This is a genomic window from Streptomyces sp. NPDC046931, assembly GCF_040644655.1.
Lineage (GTDB): Bacteria > Actinomycetota > Actinomycetes > Streptomycetales > Streptomycetaceae > Streptomyces.
In genome coordinates this window covers 48,393-66,425 of the sequence record NZ_JBEYWX010000010.1, presented here as the reverse complement: position 1 = coordinate 66,425, position 18,033 = coordinate 48,393, and the positions used below count along the sequence as shown (strand labels likewise).

Sequence of the window (18,033 nt, the reverse complement as noted above, 5' to 3'; positions counted from 1 at the left end):
GCGTCGTACCATGCATGACTCGTGTAGAAAGCAGGACCGCCCTGCGCCATGAACGGACCCGTCTTGTACGAAGCCCCCGCTCCCGCCTCCTGGCGCGTCGCGCTGCCGCAGACCGCCGCGGCCGTGCCGGTCGCGCGCGCACTGGTCCGTACGGCGCTGGCGGAGCTGGAGCACACGGCCGACAGCGACACCGCGGAACTGCTCACCGCGGAACTGGTCGCGAACGCGGTGGAGCACGCGGCGGGCGACGGGCCGATCGAGCTGGTCGTCGAGCTGCTCCCGACCGGCTGCACGGTCGAGGTGCACGATCCCGACCCCGCGCCGCCCGGCGATCTGACCCGCCCCGCCGTGATCCACGCCGACCCCTGGCAGGAGCATGGGCGTGGTCTGCTGCTGATCCGCAGCCTCAGCTCGTCCTGCGGGCACCGCCCCACCGCGTCCGGCAAGGCGGTGTGGTTCAGACTGCCTGCGGTTCCGCGGCAGCGGCGTCCGCGGTGACGGGCGCAGCGGCCATGAGCCGGGAGTGCCGGCGGCCGTAGAGCGCGTAGACGAGGCAGCCGGCCGCCAGGAACGCCGCGAACTGCACCCAGGTGGTCCAGCCCGTCTCGTACATCAGGTACAGGCAGAAGCCCACGCCGAGCAGCGGCACCGCCGGGTACAGCGGTACCCGGAAGGAGCGGGCCAGACCGGGCTCGCGGCGGCGCAGGGCGATGACCGCGACATTGACCACGGCCATCGTGGCGAGGGTGCCGATGGTGCACAGGTTGACCACCGCGTCCAGCGAGGAGAAGGCGGCCGGGACGGCGAAGACGACCGCCACGATCAGGGTGCCGGTGACCGGGGTCGAGGTCCTCGGCGAGACCCGCTCGAAGACACGCGGGACGAGTCCGTCCCGGGCCATCGACATCAGGATGCGGGTCTGGCCGTACATCACCGCGAGCACGACCGAGGCGATGGCGACGACGGCGCCGAAGGCGATCACGCTGCCGCCGACGGTGGAGCCGGTGACCTGGTTGACGACGTACGACAGCGCCGCGGGCCGGCCGCCGACCGCGGGCCCGCCGATGGCGCCGATCGCGGCGAGCGCGACCGCGCAGTACAGCAGCGTGACCAGGCCGATGCAGACGAGGATCGCGACGGGGATGTTCCGGCGGGGGTTCTTGGCCTCCTCGCCGGCGGTGGTGATCGCGTCGAAGCCGATGTACGAGAAGAACGCGGCCGTGGTGCCGGCGCCGATGCCGCCGAGTCCTGCGGGCGTGAACGGGGTCAGGTTGCCGTGTTTGAAGGCGGTGAACCCGATGGCGCAGAAGACGACGAGGATGGCGAGCTTGAGGACCGCCATGGCGGCGGTGGCGCGGGCGCTCTCGCGGACACCGCGCACCAGGAGGACCGAGGCCAGGGCGATCACGATCACGGCGGGCAGGTTGATCACCCCGCCGTCGCCCGGCCCCGCGGAGAGCGCCGCGGGCAGCTGCCACCCGGTGAGGCCGGCCAGCAGCTCGTTCACGTACTGGCTCCAGCCGACCGCGACGGCCGACACGGACACGCCGTACTCCAGCAGCAGGCACCAGCCGACGAGGAAGGCCGTGCCCTCGCCGAAGCCCGCGTAGGCGAAGGAGTACGAGGACCCGGAGACCGGGATGGCGCCACCCAGCTCGGCGAACGCGAAGGCGGTGAAGACGCAGGTGAGGGCGGCGAGCACAAAGGAGACCACGACCGCGGGCCCGGCCTGGGCGACCGAGTCGGACAGGCCGACGAAGATGCCGGTGCCGACGACCGCTCCGACGCCGAAGCAGACGAGCTGGAACAGGCCCATATGGCGTTTGAGGCCATGACCCGCGAGATCGGCGCCGGCCTCGGCGACGAGCAGCTCTGGTGACTTGATGCGGAAGGGGTTGGCGGGTCTGCCGGGCATGAAGGTGGCGCTCTTTTCAGTGGTGCGGGGCGACCAGGGGGTGTCCCTGCCCGGGCGAAGACGGGAGCTTGCCGGGCGCTGGGGGAAGGTCGCGCGACGAGCCGCGGAAGGGGTGGCTCCGGGCTCGCCGAGGATCGTACGGGAAGGATGCGGGGTTCCGCTGTGGCAGCGGGCACGCCCGGTCAGGCGAGGGTGGCGACCAGGATGGCCTTGATCGTGTGCATCCGGTTCTCCGCCTCGTCGAAGACGAGGGAGTGCGCGGACTCGAACACCTCGTCGGTGACCTCCAGTTCGGTCAGCCCGTGCCGCCGGTGGATCTCGCGGCCCACCTCGGTGCCGAGGTCGTGGAAGGCCGGAAGGCAGTGCAGGAACCTCACCTCGTCGTTGCCTGTGGCGCGCAGCACGTCCATGGTCACGGCGTACGGGCCGAGCAGCGCTATGCGCTCGTCCCAGATCTCCTTGGGCTCGCCCATCGACACCCATACGTCGGTGGCGACGAAGTCGGCGCCGCGCACGCCGTCCTTCACGTCCTCGGTGAGCGTGATCCGGGCGCCGGAGGCGGCGGCGAGCCGCCGGGCCGCCTCGACGACCGTCTCCTCGGGCCACAGCGGCCGGGGAGCGGCGATACGGACGTCCATGCCGAGCAGGGCACCGGTGACCAGGTAGGAGTTGCCCATGTTGGAGCGGGCGTCGCCGAGGTAGGCGAAGGCGATGCCGGTCAGCGGCTTGGAGCAGTGCTCGGTCATGGTGAGCAGGTCGGCGAGCATCTGGGTGGGGTGCCACTCGTCGGTGAGGCCGTTGTAGACGGGGACCCCGGCGTGTGCGGCCAGCTCCTCGACCACACGCTGTCCGCGCCCGCGGTACTCGATGGCGTCGAACATCCGGCCGAGCACTCGGGCGGTGTCCTTGACGGACTCCTTGTGCCCGACCTGCGAGCCGGCCGGGTCCAGATAGGTCGTGTGGGCGCCCTGGTCGGCGGCCGCGACCTCGAAGGCGCAGCGAGTGCGGGTCGAGGTCTTCTCGAAGATCAGGGCGATGTTCCTGCCGGTCAGGTGACGCGTCTCGGTCCCGGCCTTCTTGGCCGCCTTGAGATCGGCCGCCAGCTCGATCAGGGAACGGAACTCATCGGCGGTGAAGTCCAGCTCCTTGAGGAAGTGACGTCCGGCGAGGGCGGTCGGGACTGTCGCCATGTGGGCGCTCCAGGGATGCGAGGGGCAGGACGAACAAGGGGACGAATGGAAGTCTATACGACGCGTTACATTTCTATACGGACCCCGCCCGCCCCGCCCGCCCCGGTGCCCCAGGCACCCCGGCGGCGCCCTCAGACGGGGTCCCTCTCCACCGGGCAGCTCATGCACCGGGGCCCGCCCCTGCCCCTGCCCAGCTCGCTCCCCGGGATCTCGATCACCTCGATCCCCTGTTTGCGCAGATGAGTGTTGGTGGTCGAGTTCCGCTCATAGGCGATGACGACCCCCGGTTCGACGGCGAGGACGTTGCACCCGTCGTCCCACTGCTCCCGCTCGGCCGCGTGCACGTCCTGCATCGGGGTCAGCACCCGGATCTCGCTCAGCTCCAGCGACGCTGCGATCGCACGGTGCATATGCTCCGGCGGATGGTCGGTGACCTTCAGCTCCTTGTCGCCGGCCCCAGGCTCGATGGTGTACGAGCGAAGCATGCCGAGCCCCGCGTACTGGATGAAGGTGTCCGCGTTCACCATGCTCATCACGGTGTCGAGGTGCATGAGGGCGCGCCGCTTGGGCAGGTCGAGCGCCACGATGGACCGCGCCGACCCCGCGGCGAAGAGCTTGGTCGCGAGCATCTCGACGGCCTGGGGAGTGGTCCGTTCGCTCATGCCGATGAGCACGGCACCGCTGCCGATGACCAGCACGTCACCGCCCTCGATCGTCGAGGGGTAGTCGGCCTGGCCCTCCGACCACAGAGGGAAGGTCTCGTCACGGAACAGCGGATGGTGCCGGTAGATCGCCTCGAAGTGGACGGTCTCGCGCTGCCGGGCGGGCCAGCGCATGGCGTTGATGGAGACACCGTCGTAGATCCAGGCGGAGGTGTCCCGGGTGAAGAGATGGTTGGGCAGGGGACGCAGCAGGAAGTCGTCGAGGTCCATGACATGGAACCGCACGGAGGTCGGCTCCGGGTGGGCCTCGAGGAACTCGCGCTTGGTCATACCGCCGATGAGGGCCTCGGCGAGTTCCGCGGCGGGCAGCGCGCCGAAGGCCGCGCGCAGATGATCGGTGGCGAGCGGCCCGTACTCCTTCTCGTGGAAGACGCGGTCCAGGACCAGGGCCCTGGCCGTCGGGATCTCCAGGACCTCGGTGAGCAGATCGCCGAAAAGATGGACCTCGACCCCGCGGTCGCGCAGCACGTCGGCGAACCCGTCGTGCTCGGCGCGCGCCCGGCGCACCCACAGCACATCGTCGAAGAGAAGCGCGTCCTTGTTGCTGGGGGTGAGCCTTTTGAGCTCGAGATCCGGCCGGTGCAGGATGACGCGGCGCAGCCGCCCGGCCTCGGAGTCGACATGGAATCCCATGCCTCCATCCTGACCATTAGGGCGCGTGTTCACCCTTCGTTCCCTGCGAACCGCGCCGTTTGATTTCGTCCACCTGACGATAAACGGCCCGGGGTATACGCGGTGCGGTTGTGGCGGGTGGGCCGCAGACGGCACCGTCAGCAGTACGGCGGCTGGTCGGTGAGAGAGGCCGCGACCCGCATCCACACACCGAACAGCCGGTACAGCGCGGGCAGTTCGCCCTCCGCCCGGACGGTGCGGCTGTCGGTGGCGGTGACGCCGGGGATGCCGAGCAGCGTGGCGGGCACCGAGGCCGACTGCCAGCGGACGCTGAGCGTGGACGGCCCCGGGACCGCCGGAAGCGGTGCGCGTGGTGCGCAGAGGGCGGCGGTGACCGCCTCCTCGATCGCCTTGCGCGCCTCCGCCTCCGGGCGCAGCTCGGCCGCGAACCGGTCCCGGGCGTACTTCACCGCCACCGTGGTGATCGACCCGTCCCAGGCGGCGGCCTCCCCGCATGCCGCGTCGTCCCCGGTGAGCGCCACGACGGGGACACCCAGCGCCGCGGCCGTTGCCTGGGCGAGCCCGATCTCGCCGACCGGCCGCCCGTCCAGCCACATGTCCTCGATCTCATGCCCCATGAAGCTGTGGCTGAGCACACCGGGTTCGCCCGCCCGGGAGTGGTAACCGACGCAGACCATGGCGTCGTGTCCGGGGATGAGACCCTCGAGCATGCCCATCCGCTTGGGCCTGCCCCGGACCAGCCGGACCGCCGGATGCAGCGCCTCGGGCAGCAGATTGCGCATCGGGCCATGGGCGTCGTTCACCAGGACGCCGGCGGCACCGGCCGCCAGTGCGCCCCGCACGGCCGCGTTGACGTCCTCCGCCATCATCCGCCGGCCGCGCTCGTAGTCCCGTCCGCCGGGCTGGACGTCGTCGCGGTCGACGAGTCCCGTGATGCCCTCCATGTCGGCGCTGATGTAGACCTGCACGCTGCGTACTCCTCGGGCTCGATCGTCCGGAAGGACGCCGGGCCCGAGGAGTGCGGTTCCGTCACAGCCGGGGGTCCACCGGTTCCGACTCCAGGGCCAGCACCCCGAAGACCGCCTCGTGGACCCGCCACAGCGGTTCGCCCTCCGCGAGGCGGTCCAGCGCCTCCAGGCCGAGGGCGTACTCGCGCAGTGCGAGAGAGCGCTTGTGGTTCAGGAACCGGCCGCGCAACCGGGTCAGGTTCTCCGGGCGCGTGTACTCGGGACCGTAGATGATCCTCAGGTACTCACGACCGCGGCACTTGATGCCCGGCTGCACCAGACGGCCGGCCGCACCGCGCACCACCGCCTCCACCGGCTTGACCACCATGCCCTCGCCACCGCGCCCGGTCATCTCCAGCCACCAGTCGACTCCGGCGCGCACCGACTCCGGGTCGCCGGTGTCGACGTACAGCCGGCGGGTCGTCTGGAGCAGCCCGCTTCCGTCGTGCTCGACCAGCCGGTCCAGCAGTGCCAGCTGCCCGTCGTGCGGCAGCGCCGCGAGACTGCGGCCCTGGACGGCCAGGAGCTGGAACGGGGCCAGCCGGACGCCGTCCAGTCCGTCGGTGGTCCAGCAGTAGCGCCGGTACGCCGCCGTGAACGCCGCCGCGTCCGCGGCCCGTGCGCGCTGGTGCGAAAGCAGTTCCGTCACCTCCACGCCCCGCGCCGCCGCGCCCTCCAGCGCGGCCAGCACCCCCGGGAACGCGGCACCGGACGCCGCACCCACCGCCGCGTACTGCGAGCGCAGCAACCCGGAAGCCTTCAGCGACCAGGGCATCAGCTCGGCGTCGAGCAGCAGCCAGTCCGTCCGAAGCTCCTCCCACAGGCCCGCCTCGCCGATCGCCGAACGCAGCCGGCCGAGGATCTCCTCGGTGACCGCTGCGTCGTCGAAGAACGGCCGGCCCGTACGGGTGTACAGCGACCCGGTGGGGCCCTTCCCGCCTCCGGCCGCACCCGGGCCGGACGGGCCACCGACCCCGAAGCGCCTCCGTGCCGTCTCGGCGTCCCGGCACACCAGGGCCACGGCCCGCGAGCCCATGTGCTTCTCCTCGCACACGACCCGCGCGACCCCGTCCTCCTGGTACTGCGCGAAGGCCTCCGCCGGATGCTCCAGGTAGCCCTCGACATGGCTGGTCGCGGTCGGTGCCATCGTCGGGGGCAGATACGGCAGCAGACGCGGGTCGACCGCGAAGCGGCTCATGACCTCCAGGGCCGCCGCGGCGTTCTCCTCGCGGACCGAGACCCGGCCCCCGTGCCGCGTCTCCACGACCCTGCGGCCCTGGACGTCGGCGAGGTCCAGCGGGCGGCCGTCGTGGCCGCCCGGCGCCTCGGTGCGCAGCGGCCTGCCCGGCTCGTACCAGACCCGCTCGGCCGGTACGTCGACCAGCTGCCGCTCCGGCCAGCGCAGCGCGGTCAGCTTGCCGCCGAAGACGGCACCGGTGTCCAGGCAGATCGTGTTGTTCAGCCAGGTGGCCTCCGGAACCGGGGTGTGGCCGTACACGACGGCCGCCCTGCCCCGGTAGTCCTCCGCCCACGGGTAGCGCACCGGCAGGCCGAACTCGTCCGTCTCCCCCGTGGTGTCGCCGTACAGCGCGTGCGAGCGGACCCGGCCCGAGGTGCGGCCGTGGTACTTCTCCGGCAGACCGGCGTGGCACACCACCAGCCGCCCTCCGTCGAGGACGTAATGGCTGACCAGCCCGTCGATGAACTCCCGGACCTGCTGCCTGAACTCCTCGCTCTCGCCCTCCATCTGCGCGATCGTCTCGGCGAGTCCGTGCGTGTGCTGGACCTTGCGGCCGCGCAGATGGCGCCCGAACTTGTTCTCGTGGTTGCCGGGCACGCACAGCGCGTTGCCGGACGCCACCATCGACATCACACGTCGCAGTACGCCCGGACTGTCCGGGCCACGGTCGACCAGGTCGCCCACGAAGACGGCGGTACGGCCCTCCGGGTGCACACCGTCGACGTATCCGAGCCTGCCCAGCAGCGACTCCAGCTCGGACGCGCAGCCGTGGACGTCGCCGACGATGTCGAAGGGGCCGGTGAGGTGGGTCAGGTCGTTGAAACGCTTCTCGGTGACGACCGTCGCGTTCTCGATCTCCTCCACGCCCCGCAGCACATGCACCTTGCGGAAGCCCTCCCGCTCCAGGTGCCTCAGGGAGCGGCGCAGTTCGCGCGTGTGGCGCTGGATGACGCGGCGCGGCATGTCCGCCCGGTCGGTGCGGGCCGCGTTGCGCTCGGCGCACACCTCCTCCGGCACATCGAGCACGATCGCGATCGGCAGCACGTCGTACCGCCGGGCCAGCTCGATCAGCTGACGGCGGCCCTCCTGCTGCACGCTGGTGGCGTCGACCACCGTGCGGCGCCCCGCCTCGAGGCGCTTGCCGGCGATGTAGTGCAGTACGTCGAAGGCGTCACGGCTCGCGCTCTGGTCATTCTCGTCGTCGGCCACCAGTCCGCGGCAGAAGTCCGACGAGATGACCTCGGTCGGCTTGAAGTGCCTGCGGGCGAAGGTGGACTTGCCCGAGCCGGAAGCGCCGACCAGGACCACGAGGGAGAGGTCGGTCACGGGCAGGGTGCGCCCCTGGGTCCGGGTGGTGGTCATGCGGCCTTCTCCTCCTTCGTGGTGAGCGTGAACACGGCCATCTGGGTGGGCGGCCCCACCTCGGGGTCATCGGGTCCCACGGCCACGAACCGCACACCGTAGCCGTGCCGTTCGGCCACCGTGCCCGCCCATGCCCGGAACTCCTCCCGCGTCCACTCGAAGCGGTGGTCGCCGTGGCGGACATGCCCGGCCGGCAGGCTCTCCCAGCGGACGTTGTACTCGACGTTCGGGGTGGTCACGAGCACCGTCCGGGGCCGGGCCGCGCCGAACACCGCGTACTCCACGGCGGGCAGCCGCGGCGGGTCGACATGCTCGACGACCTCGCTGAGCACCGCGGCGTCGTAACCCTTCAGACGGCGGTCGGTGTACGCGAGCGAGCCCTGGAAGAGCTGCACGCGGGACGCCTGCCGCTCCCCCATGCGGTCCAGTTTCAGACGCCGGGCGGCGATGGCGAGCGCCCGCGCCGACACGTCCACACCCACGATCTCCGTGAACCGCGCGTCCTTCAGCAGCGCCTGCACCAACTGGCCCTGCCCGCAGCCCAGGTCGAGGACCCGGGCGGCGCCGGACTCCTCGAGCGCGTCGATGATCGCGTCCCTGCGCCGCACGGCGAGCGGGGCCGGCTTCTCCTCCGTCTCGGTCTCGGCCTCGACCGCGTTGTCGATCTCCTCGACCTCGCTGTCGTCGGTCTCGGCGAGCCGCACCAGTTCCAGCCGCTCCATCGCCTGCCGGGTCAGCGACCAGCGGCGCGACAGATAACGGCTGGTGATCAGCTTCTGCTCCGGGTGGCCGGGCAGCCAGCCCTCGCCCGCCCGCAGCAGCTTGTCGACCTCGTCTGCGGCGACCCAGTAGTGCTTGGCGTCGTCGAGGACCGGCAGCAGGACGTACAGATGACGCAGGGCCTCGGCCAGGGTCAGCGTCTGCGACTGAAGCACCAGGCGCACATACCGCGAGTCCCCCCACTCCGGGAACTCGGCGTCGAGAGCGACCGGTTCGGCGGTGACCGTCCAGCCGAGCGGCGCGAAGAGACGGTGTACGAGGTCGGGGCCGCCCCGGGCGGGCAGGGCCGGTATCTCGATCCGCAGGGGCAGCGGCTGCCCGGCGCGCTCGGGCCGAGCCGTGCACACACCCCGCATGGCGCTGGAGAACACGCTGCTGAGCGCCACGGCGAGCAGGGAGGAGGCCGCGTAGGGGCGGTCGTTGACATACTGGCCGAGGACCGCGTCGGGCGCGCCGCCCCGGCCCTTGCCCTTACCGCGCCGGACCAGTGCCACCGCGTCGACCTCCAGCAGCAGCGCCGCCGTGCAGCGCTCGGCGTCCGCCTCGGGGTAAAGGACGTGCGCGGTGCCGTAGGAGGTGGAGAACGCCTGGGCTCTGTCCGGGTGTTTGTGCAACAGGAAACCCAGGTCGGTGGCCGGGTGCTGCTCGGTGCCGGTGGTGGAGATCGTCAGGAACACGTGACCGAGTATCGGCGCCGACGAGCCCTCGGTGGTACTGGATTTCCCGGCGGAGGCGCCCTGATTCACGGGGTGCGGGAGAATCGAGTCCGCGCCTTCACGCCCCACGCCCCCAGCGCGCGGCGCCACGCGCGGAGGGCCTCCGCGGGCTTCGGTCGGGCTAGCTCAGCTGGGACCGGACCTGGGAGGAGATCAGCTCCAGGTGGTCCAGGTCGTCGAGGTCGAGGATCTGGAAGTAGATACGACCGGAGCCGATCTCCTGATAGCGGCCGATCTTGTCGACGACCTCGGCCGGGGTCCCGGCCAGGCCGTTGGCCTTCAGCTCGCCGACTTCGCGGCCGATAGCGGCGGCGCGGCGGGCCACCTCCTGGTCGTCCCTGCCGACACAGGCCACCAGCACGTTCGAGTACGTCAGGGCGTCGGCGCCGCGTCCGGCCTCCTCCGCCGCCGCACGGACCCGGCCGAACTGGCGCTCACTGTCCTCGACGGAGGCGAAAGGGACGTTGAACTCATCGCCGAACCGCGCGGCCAGCCGCGGGGTGCGGGTCGCGCCGTGGCCGCCGATGAGTACCGGGACCTTGGACTGGGCGGGCTTGGGCAGGGCGGGCGAGTCGGTCAGGTCGTAATACCGGCCGTGGAAGGTGAAGGTCTTGCCGGGCTCGGTCGCCCACAGACCGGTGACGATCGCCAGCTGCTCCTCGAGACGGGCGAACTTCTCCTTGGGGAACGGAATGCCGTACGCCTTGTGCTCCTCCTCGAACCAGCCCGCCCCCAGGCCCAGTTCGACGCGGCCTGCGGACATCTGGTCGACCTGGGCGACCTGGATGGCGAGGGCACCGGGCAGGCGGAAGGTGGCGGCGGTCATCAGCGTACCGAGGCGGATGCGCTTGGTCTCGCGGGCCAGGCCGGCGAGGGTGATCCAGGCGTCGGTGGGACCGGGAAGGCCGTCCCCGGCGCCCATCTTCAGATAGTGGTCCGAACGGAAGAAGGCGTCGAAGCCCAGCTCCTCCGTGGCCTTGGCGACGGAGAGGAGGGTGTCGTAGGTCGCCCCCTGCTGGGGCTCGGTGAAGATGCGAAGATCCATACCTCCATGGTGCACGCTCGAACACCGGGCGGCTTCGGCGCTGCCGCCGGTCTTCGGCGGACTCGCTCGGGTGGAATCCGCGGGACTCGGCCGGGTGCTCCCGGCCTGGGCACGGAGGGCGTGCTCAGCCCGCCGTTCTGTAGCGCTCCCGTATCTCGCCGTCCCGGGCCGCCAGTCTGCGCAGCATCTCTCTCACCCGGTCCCTCGACTCGTCGGCCGCGTCTATGGCCTCCATGCACTGCCAGTAGGTGCCCTCGTCGTCCGCCGCGCTCGCGACCGCGACGAGGGCCATGCCGAGTTCCGTCAGGAGGGTGCCCAGGTCGACGAGGGCCTTGCCGGCATCACCGAGATCCGTGAGCTGGGCGGCCCGCAGGTCGGCCACGTCGATGGGGGGAGTGTCCAGGACACCGCAGCCTCTGCCCGCCAGTTCCGTCAGACCCAGTGCCTCGCCGCGCAGTTCGGGTGGTCCCGAGACCGCCAGGCGACTGCCGATCGCCTGCGCCAGAGCGTAGGCCTGCCACGCCTCCTTCATGATCCTCGGCCCGCCCTCGCTCCCCGCCAGGGCGCGCCTGCTCGCCACGATGAGCCGCACCGCGTCCATGCGCTGCCCCCACTCTGTCCCGACGGGCTCCCACACGTCATGCCCGAACTCCGTTGTCCACTACCCAGAGTGAGGGTTCGCGGGCCGAAAAGCCAGAGCTGGACCGAAATCTGTGGACAACCCGAGGGATGGGGACAACTCAATGACTCCGGAGAGTGACCGCCAGCGGTTGCGGGGGCGGGTTCCGTCTCAGTCGGTGCCCGGCGCCGGGAACCGCTCCTCGTTGCGGTCGATCTTCGCGTCGAGCGCCGCCAGCGCGTCGATGCCGAGGACGTCGCACAGCTGGAGCAGATACGCGAGCACGTCCGCGACCTCGTCCCTCACCCGATGGGCGGTCGCGGGGTCGTCCATCACCCGGCCGGACTCCTCGGGTGTCAACCACTGGAAGATCTCGACCAGTTCGGACGCCTCGACGCTCAGCGCGGCCGCCAGGTTCTTGGGCGTGTGGTAGGGCTGCCAGTTGCGCGCCGCGGCGAAGTCCGCGAGGCGCCGCTGGAGCCGCGCCACATCGAGGCCCTCGGGTGCTCCGGGTTCCGGAGGCACGGGCTCAGGCTCTGGTGTCACGGCTCAGGTCTACCACCGTCACCCCGTCGTCCGCCTCTGTCGCCCGGGGCGCCTCGCTCACCGCGCCCACCAGGCGGATATGGCCGCGTTCGCACATCCGTGCCGCCAGCCGGAGCAGTTCCCGTGTCTGCCTGGAGTCCATGCAGCGGTCGAATCCGTCCGCCAGCACCGTGAGGGTCTGCAGGGCCGCCGGCACCTCCCCCACCGGGTCGACTTCGAGGACGCCCGGACCGGTCAGGAGCACCAGCGCCAGGGCCACATAGCGCAGTTCGCCGTCGCCCAGGAGTTCCAGCGGTGTGCGCAGCCCGTCGCCCCGGTCCAGCAGAGCGCGGATCCGTCCGTCACCGAGCGGCTCGGCCAGCAGATCCACCACCCCTCCCGCGCATCCGGCCCCGACCGCCGAGGTCAGCAGCGCATGCCGGCGGACGCACTCCGCGCGGGTACGCCACAGCACGTCGGCGAGGTTCTCACACCCCGGCAGCAGCCGGCCCGCGCCCGGCGGGACGGGGGCGCGCATCCGGCGGGGGCGCGGGTCACAGGCGAAGACCGAGCGCAGGGCGACCACCATCTGCTCGGCCGCGGCGAGCACGCGGCGCTGGCCGTCGGTCTTGCCCGCGACCCGCAGTGGCAGCAGGGCGGTGCCGAGGCGATCGTCCGGAAGCGGAGCCCGGGTGACCGGTGAGGAGCCCGCCGTGTGCCAGGCCGCCTGCACCGCCGCCCGGCCCGGGTCGCGCAGCGCCGTCTCCAGCAGTACCAGCCCGCCGGAGGTCAGCCGCTCGCCGACGATGCGCAGCTCGGGCTCGGCCTGGACGGCGAGGTCGAGCCGGACGGGCCCCTGAGGGCCGTCGGCCGTGCAGCCGATGCGGAAGCCGCGCCGCCGCTGGGCGTCGGGCCGCGCCCGCTCGGGGACGCAGGCCGCCGGGGCCGGGAACGCCTCCCCCAGCTCGGCTCCGCCGCCGAGCCGCGCCAGCGCCTCGTACGCCTGTAACGCCCGGGATTTGCCCGAGCCGCTGGGCCCGGTGAAGAGCGTCAGCGGGCCCAGCGGGAAAACGGCCTGCCGGTGCCCGGCGAACGCGGACAGCCGCAGCTCGGTGACGCAGGGGCGGTCCGGCCGGTCCGGATGGGCGTCGGGGGTGCCGGGGCGGTCCGGCAGGTACAGCGCGGGGGTGGCGGTCATGTCCGGGACGGTAGGGTCGCCTGCCCCGGGCGAACCGTTCCGCCCTCGCGTCCTTCCTACGATCGGGCGACCGAGGAAGCGGCACGTCGACGCCCTCGGTCACCGGCCCGCACGACCGACCCGTATGGGCGGACCCCGGCGATCAGACGCCGGGAACCACCGCCCCCTCCATCAGGCCCCGCACCTCGGTCCCCGGCGGGGTCAGCAGGAAGACATTGCGGTCGACGCGGTGCATCCCGCTGGCCAGGCCGAAGACGACACCCGTGCTGAAGTCCAGCACCCGCTTGGCGACCTCGGTCTCCGCACCCGTGAGGTCGAGCAGCACGGGCACCCCCGCCATCAGCGTCTCGGCGACCTCGCGGGCGTCCGCGAACACATTGACCCGCAGGACGACGAAACGGCGGCGCGCCTCGGTCTCCGCCTCGGGTATGGACCGGTGGCCGACCGCGGACGGCCAGGCGTCCCGGCCACGCAGCGGAACGACCTGAGCGAGCCCTTCCCACTGTTCGTCGGTGACATCGTGGCTGTTCACCGGCCCTCCCCGCTGGCTCGCACTCATCGTCTGCATCGGTCAATTCTTACGCATGGTCACCCGTTCGGCCCAACAGCGACACGGGCTGCGACACCGGCGGGGGCAGCTTCGGCCACTTCGGCCCCTCGGCCCCCTCCACCTCGGTGACCTCGGCCCCCTCCACCTCGGTGACCTCGGCCACCTCCACCGTGACCTTCGCCACCTCGGCCACCACTGCCACCTCGGTTCCTTCGCCGCTTCGGCCCTATCGCACCCCGTCGGTACCGCCCTCGCGCCCGCCTCACACCGGCCGAGCGCCTCCTGTGCAGCTCCCGTAACCCCTCAAGATCGAGGCGCGTGACATCGGCGTAACGGCCGGTTCTTACGGTCGTCGTCATGACGACAAGTCCCGGAACGCAGCAGATACGGACCGTCTGCTCGTACTGCGGCGTCGGCTGCGGGATCGTGCTCGACGTCGCGACCGGCGCCGACGGCCGCCGCCGCGTCGTCAAGGCGTCCGGCGACAAGGAGCACCCCGCCAACCGCGGCCGGCTGTGCACCAAGGGGGCGACCACCGCGGATCTGCTGGCCGCTCCCGGGCGGCTGACCGCAGCGCTCGTCCGTGACGACCGCGGTGCGGAGCCGGCGCCCGCGTCCGTCGACGCGGCCGTCCGCACGACCGCACGCCGGCTGCGGGAGATCGTGGACGAGCACGGCCCGGACGCGGTCGCGTTCTACGTTTCGGGGCAGCTCAGCCTGGAGGCGCAGTATCTGGCGAACAAACTCGCCAAGGGGTTCGTGCGGACGAACCGGATCGAGTCCAACTCACGGCTGTGCATGGCGAGCGCCGGCGCGGGCTACAAACTGTCGCTGGGTGCCGACGGGCCGCCGGGCTCGTACGACGATCTGGACAAGGCGGATGTCTTCCTGGTCATCGGTTCGAACATGGCCGACTGCCATCCGATCCTCTTCCTGCGGCTGATGGACCGGGTCAAGGCGGGCGCCAAGCTGATCGTGGTCGACCCCCGGCGCACCGCGACCGCGGCGAAGGCGGACCTGTTCCTGAAGATCCGGCCCGGGACCGATCTCGCCCTGCTCAACGGGCTGCTGCACCTGCTGTATGAGAACGGTCGCACGGACGCAGACTTCATCGCCCGGCACACCGAGGGCTGGGAGGCGATGCCCGGCTTCCTCGCCGACTACGCGCCCGCGGCCGTCGCGGAGATCACGGGTCTTGCCGAGGACGACATCCGGGAGGCGGCTCGGCTCATCGGCGAGGCCGGGGAGTGGACGAGCTGCTGGACCATGGGGCTCAACCAGTCCACGCACGGCACCTGGAACACCAACGCGCTGGTCAATCTGCATCTGGCGACCGGGGCGATCTGCCGCCCGGGCAGCGGCCCCTTCTCGCTCACCGGCCAGCCCAACGCCATGGGCGGCCGGGAGATGGGCTACATGGGGCCCGGGCTGCCGGGCCAGCGGTCCGTCCTCGTGGCCGAGGAGCGGGCGTTCGTCGAGGAGTTGTGGGGGGTGCCGTCCGGCACCCTCCGCGAGGACGGGGTCGGCCGCGGGACCGTCGAGATGTTCCGGAAGATGGCCGAGGGAGAGATCAAGGCCTGCTGGATCATGTGCACCAACCCCGTGGCGTCGGTGGCCAACCGGAAGACCGTCATCGAGGGGCTGGAGGCCGCGGAGTTCGTCGTCGTGCAGGACGTGTTCGCGGAGACCGAGACCAACGCGTACGCCGACGTCGTGCTGCCCGGCGCGCTGTGGACCGAGACGGAGGGCGTCCTCGTCAACAGCGAGCGGGGGCTGACCCTTGCACGGCCCGCGGTGGACCCGCCGGGCGAGGCGACGGCCGACTGGCGGCTGATCGCGGCCGTCGCGCGCGAGATGGGGTACACGGACGGGTTCTCGTACGACAGCGCGGAGGAGGTCTTCGAGGAGATCGGGCGGGCGTGGAACCCGAAAACGGGCTGGGATCTGCGAGGGGTGACCTACGGGCGGCTGCGGTCCGGGCCCGTGCAGTGGCCGGCCGCGCGGGAGGACGGCCCGGCGCGCAACCCCATCCGGTACGTCGAGGACGGGCTGTCCTTTCCGACGCCGAGCGGGCGGGCCGTGTTCCACGCGCGGCCGCATCTGCCGCCCGCGGAGCTCCCGGACGACGACTTTCCGTTCCTGCTCAACACCGGGCGGGTGCAGCACCAGTGGCACACGCTGACGAAGACCGGGAAGGTCGCCAAGCTCAACAAGCTCAGCCCCGGGCCTTTCGTGGAGGTGCACCCCGAGGACGCCGAACGGCTCGGGATCGTCGACGGCGACCGGCTCGAGGTGGCCTCGCGGCGCGGGCGGGCCGTCCTGCCGGCGGTGGTGACCGACCGGGTGCGGCGGGGGTGCTGTTTCGCGCCGTTCCACTGGAACGACCTGTTCGGCGAGTATCTGAGTGTCAACGCGGTGACCAGCGACGCGGTGGACCCGGTGTCGTTCCAGCCGGAGTTCAAGGTGTGCGCGGTGGCGCTGACGAAGGTGGCGGAACCGCCGGCCGTCGAGCACGGCGGCCAGGCTCCCGCCCTCGCCCCGGCACCGGACGCGGCCCCGCTCACCACCCCAGCGGACACCACCCCGCCCCCCGCCGCACCGGCCGGCGCCGCCTTCGGTTTCGTGCCCTCACCACCGCCGGTCCTGACCAGCCGCGAACGCCAGTACCTGACCGGTTTCCTCGCGGGTCTCCCCTCCGGCATGCCGGGCGTGCCCGTGCTGCCGACGGACGCGCCCTTCAGCCCCGAGCACGCCCTGTGGGTCAACGGGGTCCTCGCGGGCCTGTACTCCAGGTCCGGGACGGATGGCACGCCCCGGGAGCCGGCCGGGCGAGAGGTCGTCGTGCTGTGGGCCTCGCAGACGGGGAACGCGGAGGAGTTCGCGGCCGCCACCGTGCGGCGGCTGACCGCGACCGGACACCGGGTCACCCTGGCGGGCATGGACGAGACGGATGTGCGTCACCTCCCGCGCGGCGCCGATCTGTTGCTGATCACCAGCACGTTCGGCGACGGGGAGGCCCCCGACAACGGCTCCGGCTTCTGGAACGACCTCTCCGGTCAGGAGGCCCCGCGGCTCGACGGCGTGCGGTACGCCGTGCTCGCCTTCGGGGACTCGTCGTACGACGACTTCTGCGGGCACGGGCGCCGGCTGGACGCGCGTCTGCACGAGCTGGGCGGGGTGCGCCTCGCGCCGCGCACGGACTGCGAACCCGATTACGAGCCGTCGGCGGGGGCCTGGCTCGAGGAGGTCCTCGGAGCCCTCGCCGGCCCGGCATCGGAACAGGACCCGAAGGCGCCCGGTGCGGGAACCCCGGCCCCGGCGGCGCCCGGCGCGGGCGAACCGGCTCCGGCGGCGGCGCCCCGGGCCGCGAAACCCGCCCCGGCCGCCGCCCGCCTCGTCGGCAACCGGCCGCTGAGCCGGCCCGGTGCGGGCAAGGAGGTGCGGCGGTTCACCTTCGACACGAGCGGCACGGACCTCTCGTACGAGGCCGGGGACGCGCTCGGGGTGCACCCGGTCAATTCCCCCGCCCTCGTGGAGGAGTGGCTGGAGGCCACGGGGATCGACGGCTCCACGGCGGTCGAGGCCGTGGACGGCGGCGAGACCTCCTTCGCGGACCTCCTGCTCCGGCATCTCGACATCACCCGGATCGGCCCGGACCTTCTGCGCTTCGTCGCCGAACGCGCCCGTGACGGCCGGGAGCTGCGGCAGCTGATGCGGCCCGACAACAAGGACGGGCTGGCACGCTGGTCCTGGGGGCGGCAGGCGGTCGACGTGGTGGCCGAGCACGCGGTGAAGGCGTCGGCGGAGGAGTGGACCGGGGTGCTCAAGCGGCTGCGGCCGCGGCTGTACTCGATCTCCTCGAGCCCGCTCGTCGATCCGCAGCGGGTGTCGCTGACGGTGTCCGTGGTGCGCTACGAGGGCCTGGGCGGGCGGCAGCGGGCGGGGGTCTGCGGCGGTTTCCTCGCGGACACCGAGCCGGGCACCTCCGTGCCGGTCTTCGTGCAGCGCTCCCCGCACTTCCGGCCCCCGGCCGACGGCTCGACGCCGATGGTGATGGTGGGGCCCGGGACCGGAGTCGCGCCGTTCCTCGGTTTCCTCGAGGAACGGCGCGAACTGGGACACAAAGCGCCGAACTGGCTGTTCTTCGGGGAGCAGCACCGCGCCACGGACTTCTACTACGAGGAGGAGCTGGCGGCGCTCCGGCGGGGAGGCCTCCTCACCCGGCTCGACACCGCCTTCTCCCGGGACCAGCGGGCCAAGATCTACGTGCAGGACCGGATGCGCGAGCACGGCCTGGAGCTGTGGCACTGGCTGCGGGACGGTGCCCGCCTCTATGTCTGCGGGGACGCCTCCCGCATGGCCAAGGACGTCGACCGGGCGCTGCGGGACATCGCGACCGTGCACGGCGGACTGAGCGAAGCGGAGGCGGCCGCGTATGTGAAGCAGCTGGCCGCCGAGAAGCGCTATGTGCGTGACATCTACTGACCAAGATGACCGATCGAGGAGACCGGCGGAGGAGACCGGCGGAGGA

The 18,033-nt window shown here is 71.9% G+C and carries 14 protein-coding genes; 2 read left to right on the top strand and 12 right to left on the bottom strand.

What is annotated here, in order from left to right; genetic code table 11:
- The first annotated feature begins 48 nt into the window (after window positions 1-48).
- Entirely contained in the window at window positions 49-498 is a 450-nt protein-coding gene (locus tag ABZ876_RS19460) for an ATP-binding protein (RefSeq protein WP_361782246.1), read from the top strand.
- Here the strand turns inward: ABZ876_RS19460 and ABZ876_RS19455 are convergent.
- The 12 genes from ABZ876_RS19455 to ABZ876_RS19400 form a co-directional block, all read right to left on the bottom strand.
- Complete coding sequence (locus tag ABZ876_RS19455) at window positions 458-1,915, bottom strand: amino acid permease (protein ID WP_361782243.1); 1,458 nt, start codon at window positions 1,913-1,915, stop codon at window positions 458-460. The genes ABZ876_RS19460 and ABZ876_RS19455 overlap by 41 nt on opposite strands.
- 182 nt (window positions 1,916-2,097) lie before the next feature.
- Window positions 2,098-3,105: an ornithine carbamoyltransferase gene (gene argF, locus ABZ876_RS19450; protein ID WP_361782240.1), complete on the bottom strand. Its 1,008-nt coding sequence runs from the start codon at window positions 3,103-3,105 to the stop codon at window positions 2,098-2,100.
- A 131-nt stretch (window positions 3,106-3,236) separates the two neighbouring features.
- Window positions 3,237-4,460: an arginine deiminase gene (locus ABZ876_RS19445; protein WP_361782237.1), complete on the bottom strand. Its 1,224-nt coding sequence runs from the start codon at window positions 4,458-4,460 to the stop codon at window positions 3,237-3,239.
- Window positions 4,461-4,597: 137 nt separating this feature from the next.
- Complete coding sequence (locus ABZ876_RS19440; RefSeq protein ID WP_361782235.1) at window positions 4,598-5,428, bottom strand: M55 family metallopeptidase; 831 nt, start codon at window positions 5,426-5,428, stop codon at window positions 4,598-4,600.
- 61 nt (window positions 5,429-5,489) lie between these two features.
- Window positions 5,490-8,069 (bottom strand): polynucleotide kinase-phosphatase, encoded by a 2,580-nt coding sequence (locus tag ABZ876_RS19435; RefSeq protein WP_361782232.1) that lies wholly within the window; start codon window positions 8,067-8,069, stop codon window positions 5,490-5,492.
- Window positions 8,066-9,526, bottom strand: a complete 1,461-nt coding sequence (locus ABZ876_RS19430) for a 3' terminal RNA ribose 2'-O-methyltransferase Hen1 (protein ID WP_361782229.1) — start codon at window positions 9,524-9,526, stop codon at window positions 8,066-8,068. Before ABZ876_RS19430 ends, ABZ876_RS19435 begins: the two co-directional genes overlap by 4 nt.
- 160 nt (window positions 9,527-9,686) lie before the next feature.
- Window positions 9,687-10,610: an LLM class F420-dependent oxidoreductase gene (locus ABZ876_RS19425; RefSeq protein ID WP_361782226.1), complete on the bottom strand. Its 924-nt coding sequence runs from the start codon at window positions 10,608-10,610 to the stop codon at window positions 9,687-9,689.
- A gap of 124 nt (window positions 10,611-10,734) precedes the next feature.
- Window positions 10,735-11,211 carry a DUF6099 family protein gene (locus ABZ876_RS19420; protein WP_361782223.1) on the bottom strand — a complete coding sequence of 159 codons (477 nt, stop codon included), beginning with the start codon at window positions 11,209-11,211 and terminating at the stop codon, window positions 10,735-10,737.
- A gap of 189 nt (window positions 11,212-11,400) precedes the next feature.
- A complete protein-coding gene (locus tag ABZ876_RS19415; protein WP_361782220.1) occupies window positions 11,401-11,754 on the bottom strand; it encodes a nucleotide pyrophosphohydrolase in 354 nt (117 codons plus the stop codon).
- 4 nt (window positions 11,755-11,758) lie between these two features.
- A complete protein-coding gene (locus ABZ876_RS19410) occupies window positions 11,759-12,952 on the bottom strand; it encodes an ATP-binding protein (protein ID WP_361782217.1) in 1,194 nt (397 codons plus the stop codon).
- 142 nt (window positions 12,953-13,094) lie between these two features.
- Complete coding sequence (locus ABZ876_RS19405) at window positions 13,095-13,511, bottom strand: cell division protein SepF (RefSeq protein ID WP_361782680.1); 417 nt, start codon at window positions 13,509-13,511, stop codon at window positions 13,095-13,097.
- A gap of 19 nt (window positions 13,512-13,530) precedes the next feature.
- Entirely contained in the window at window positions 13,531-13,704 is a 174-nt protein-coding gene (locus ABZ876_RS19400) for a hypothetical protein (RefSeq protein ID WP_361782214.1), read from the bottom strand.
- Window positions 13,705-13,859: 155 nt separating this feature from the next.
- On the opposite strand from ABZ876_RS19400, the gene ABZ876_RS19395 reads away from it, so the two are divergent.
- A complete protein-coding gene (locus ABZ876_RS19395) occupies window positions 13,860-17,987 on the top strand; it encodes a bifunctional nitrate reductase/sulfite reductase flavoprotein subunit alpha (protein ID WP_361782211.1) in 4,128 nt (1,375 codons plus the stop codon).
- Window positions 17,988-18,033: the final 46 nt, after the last annotated feature.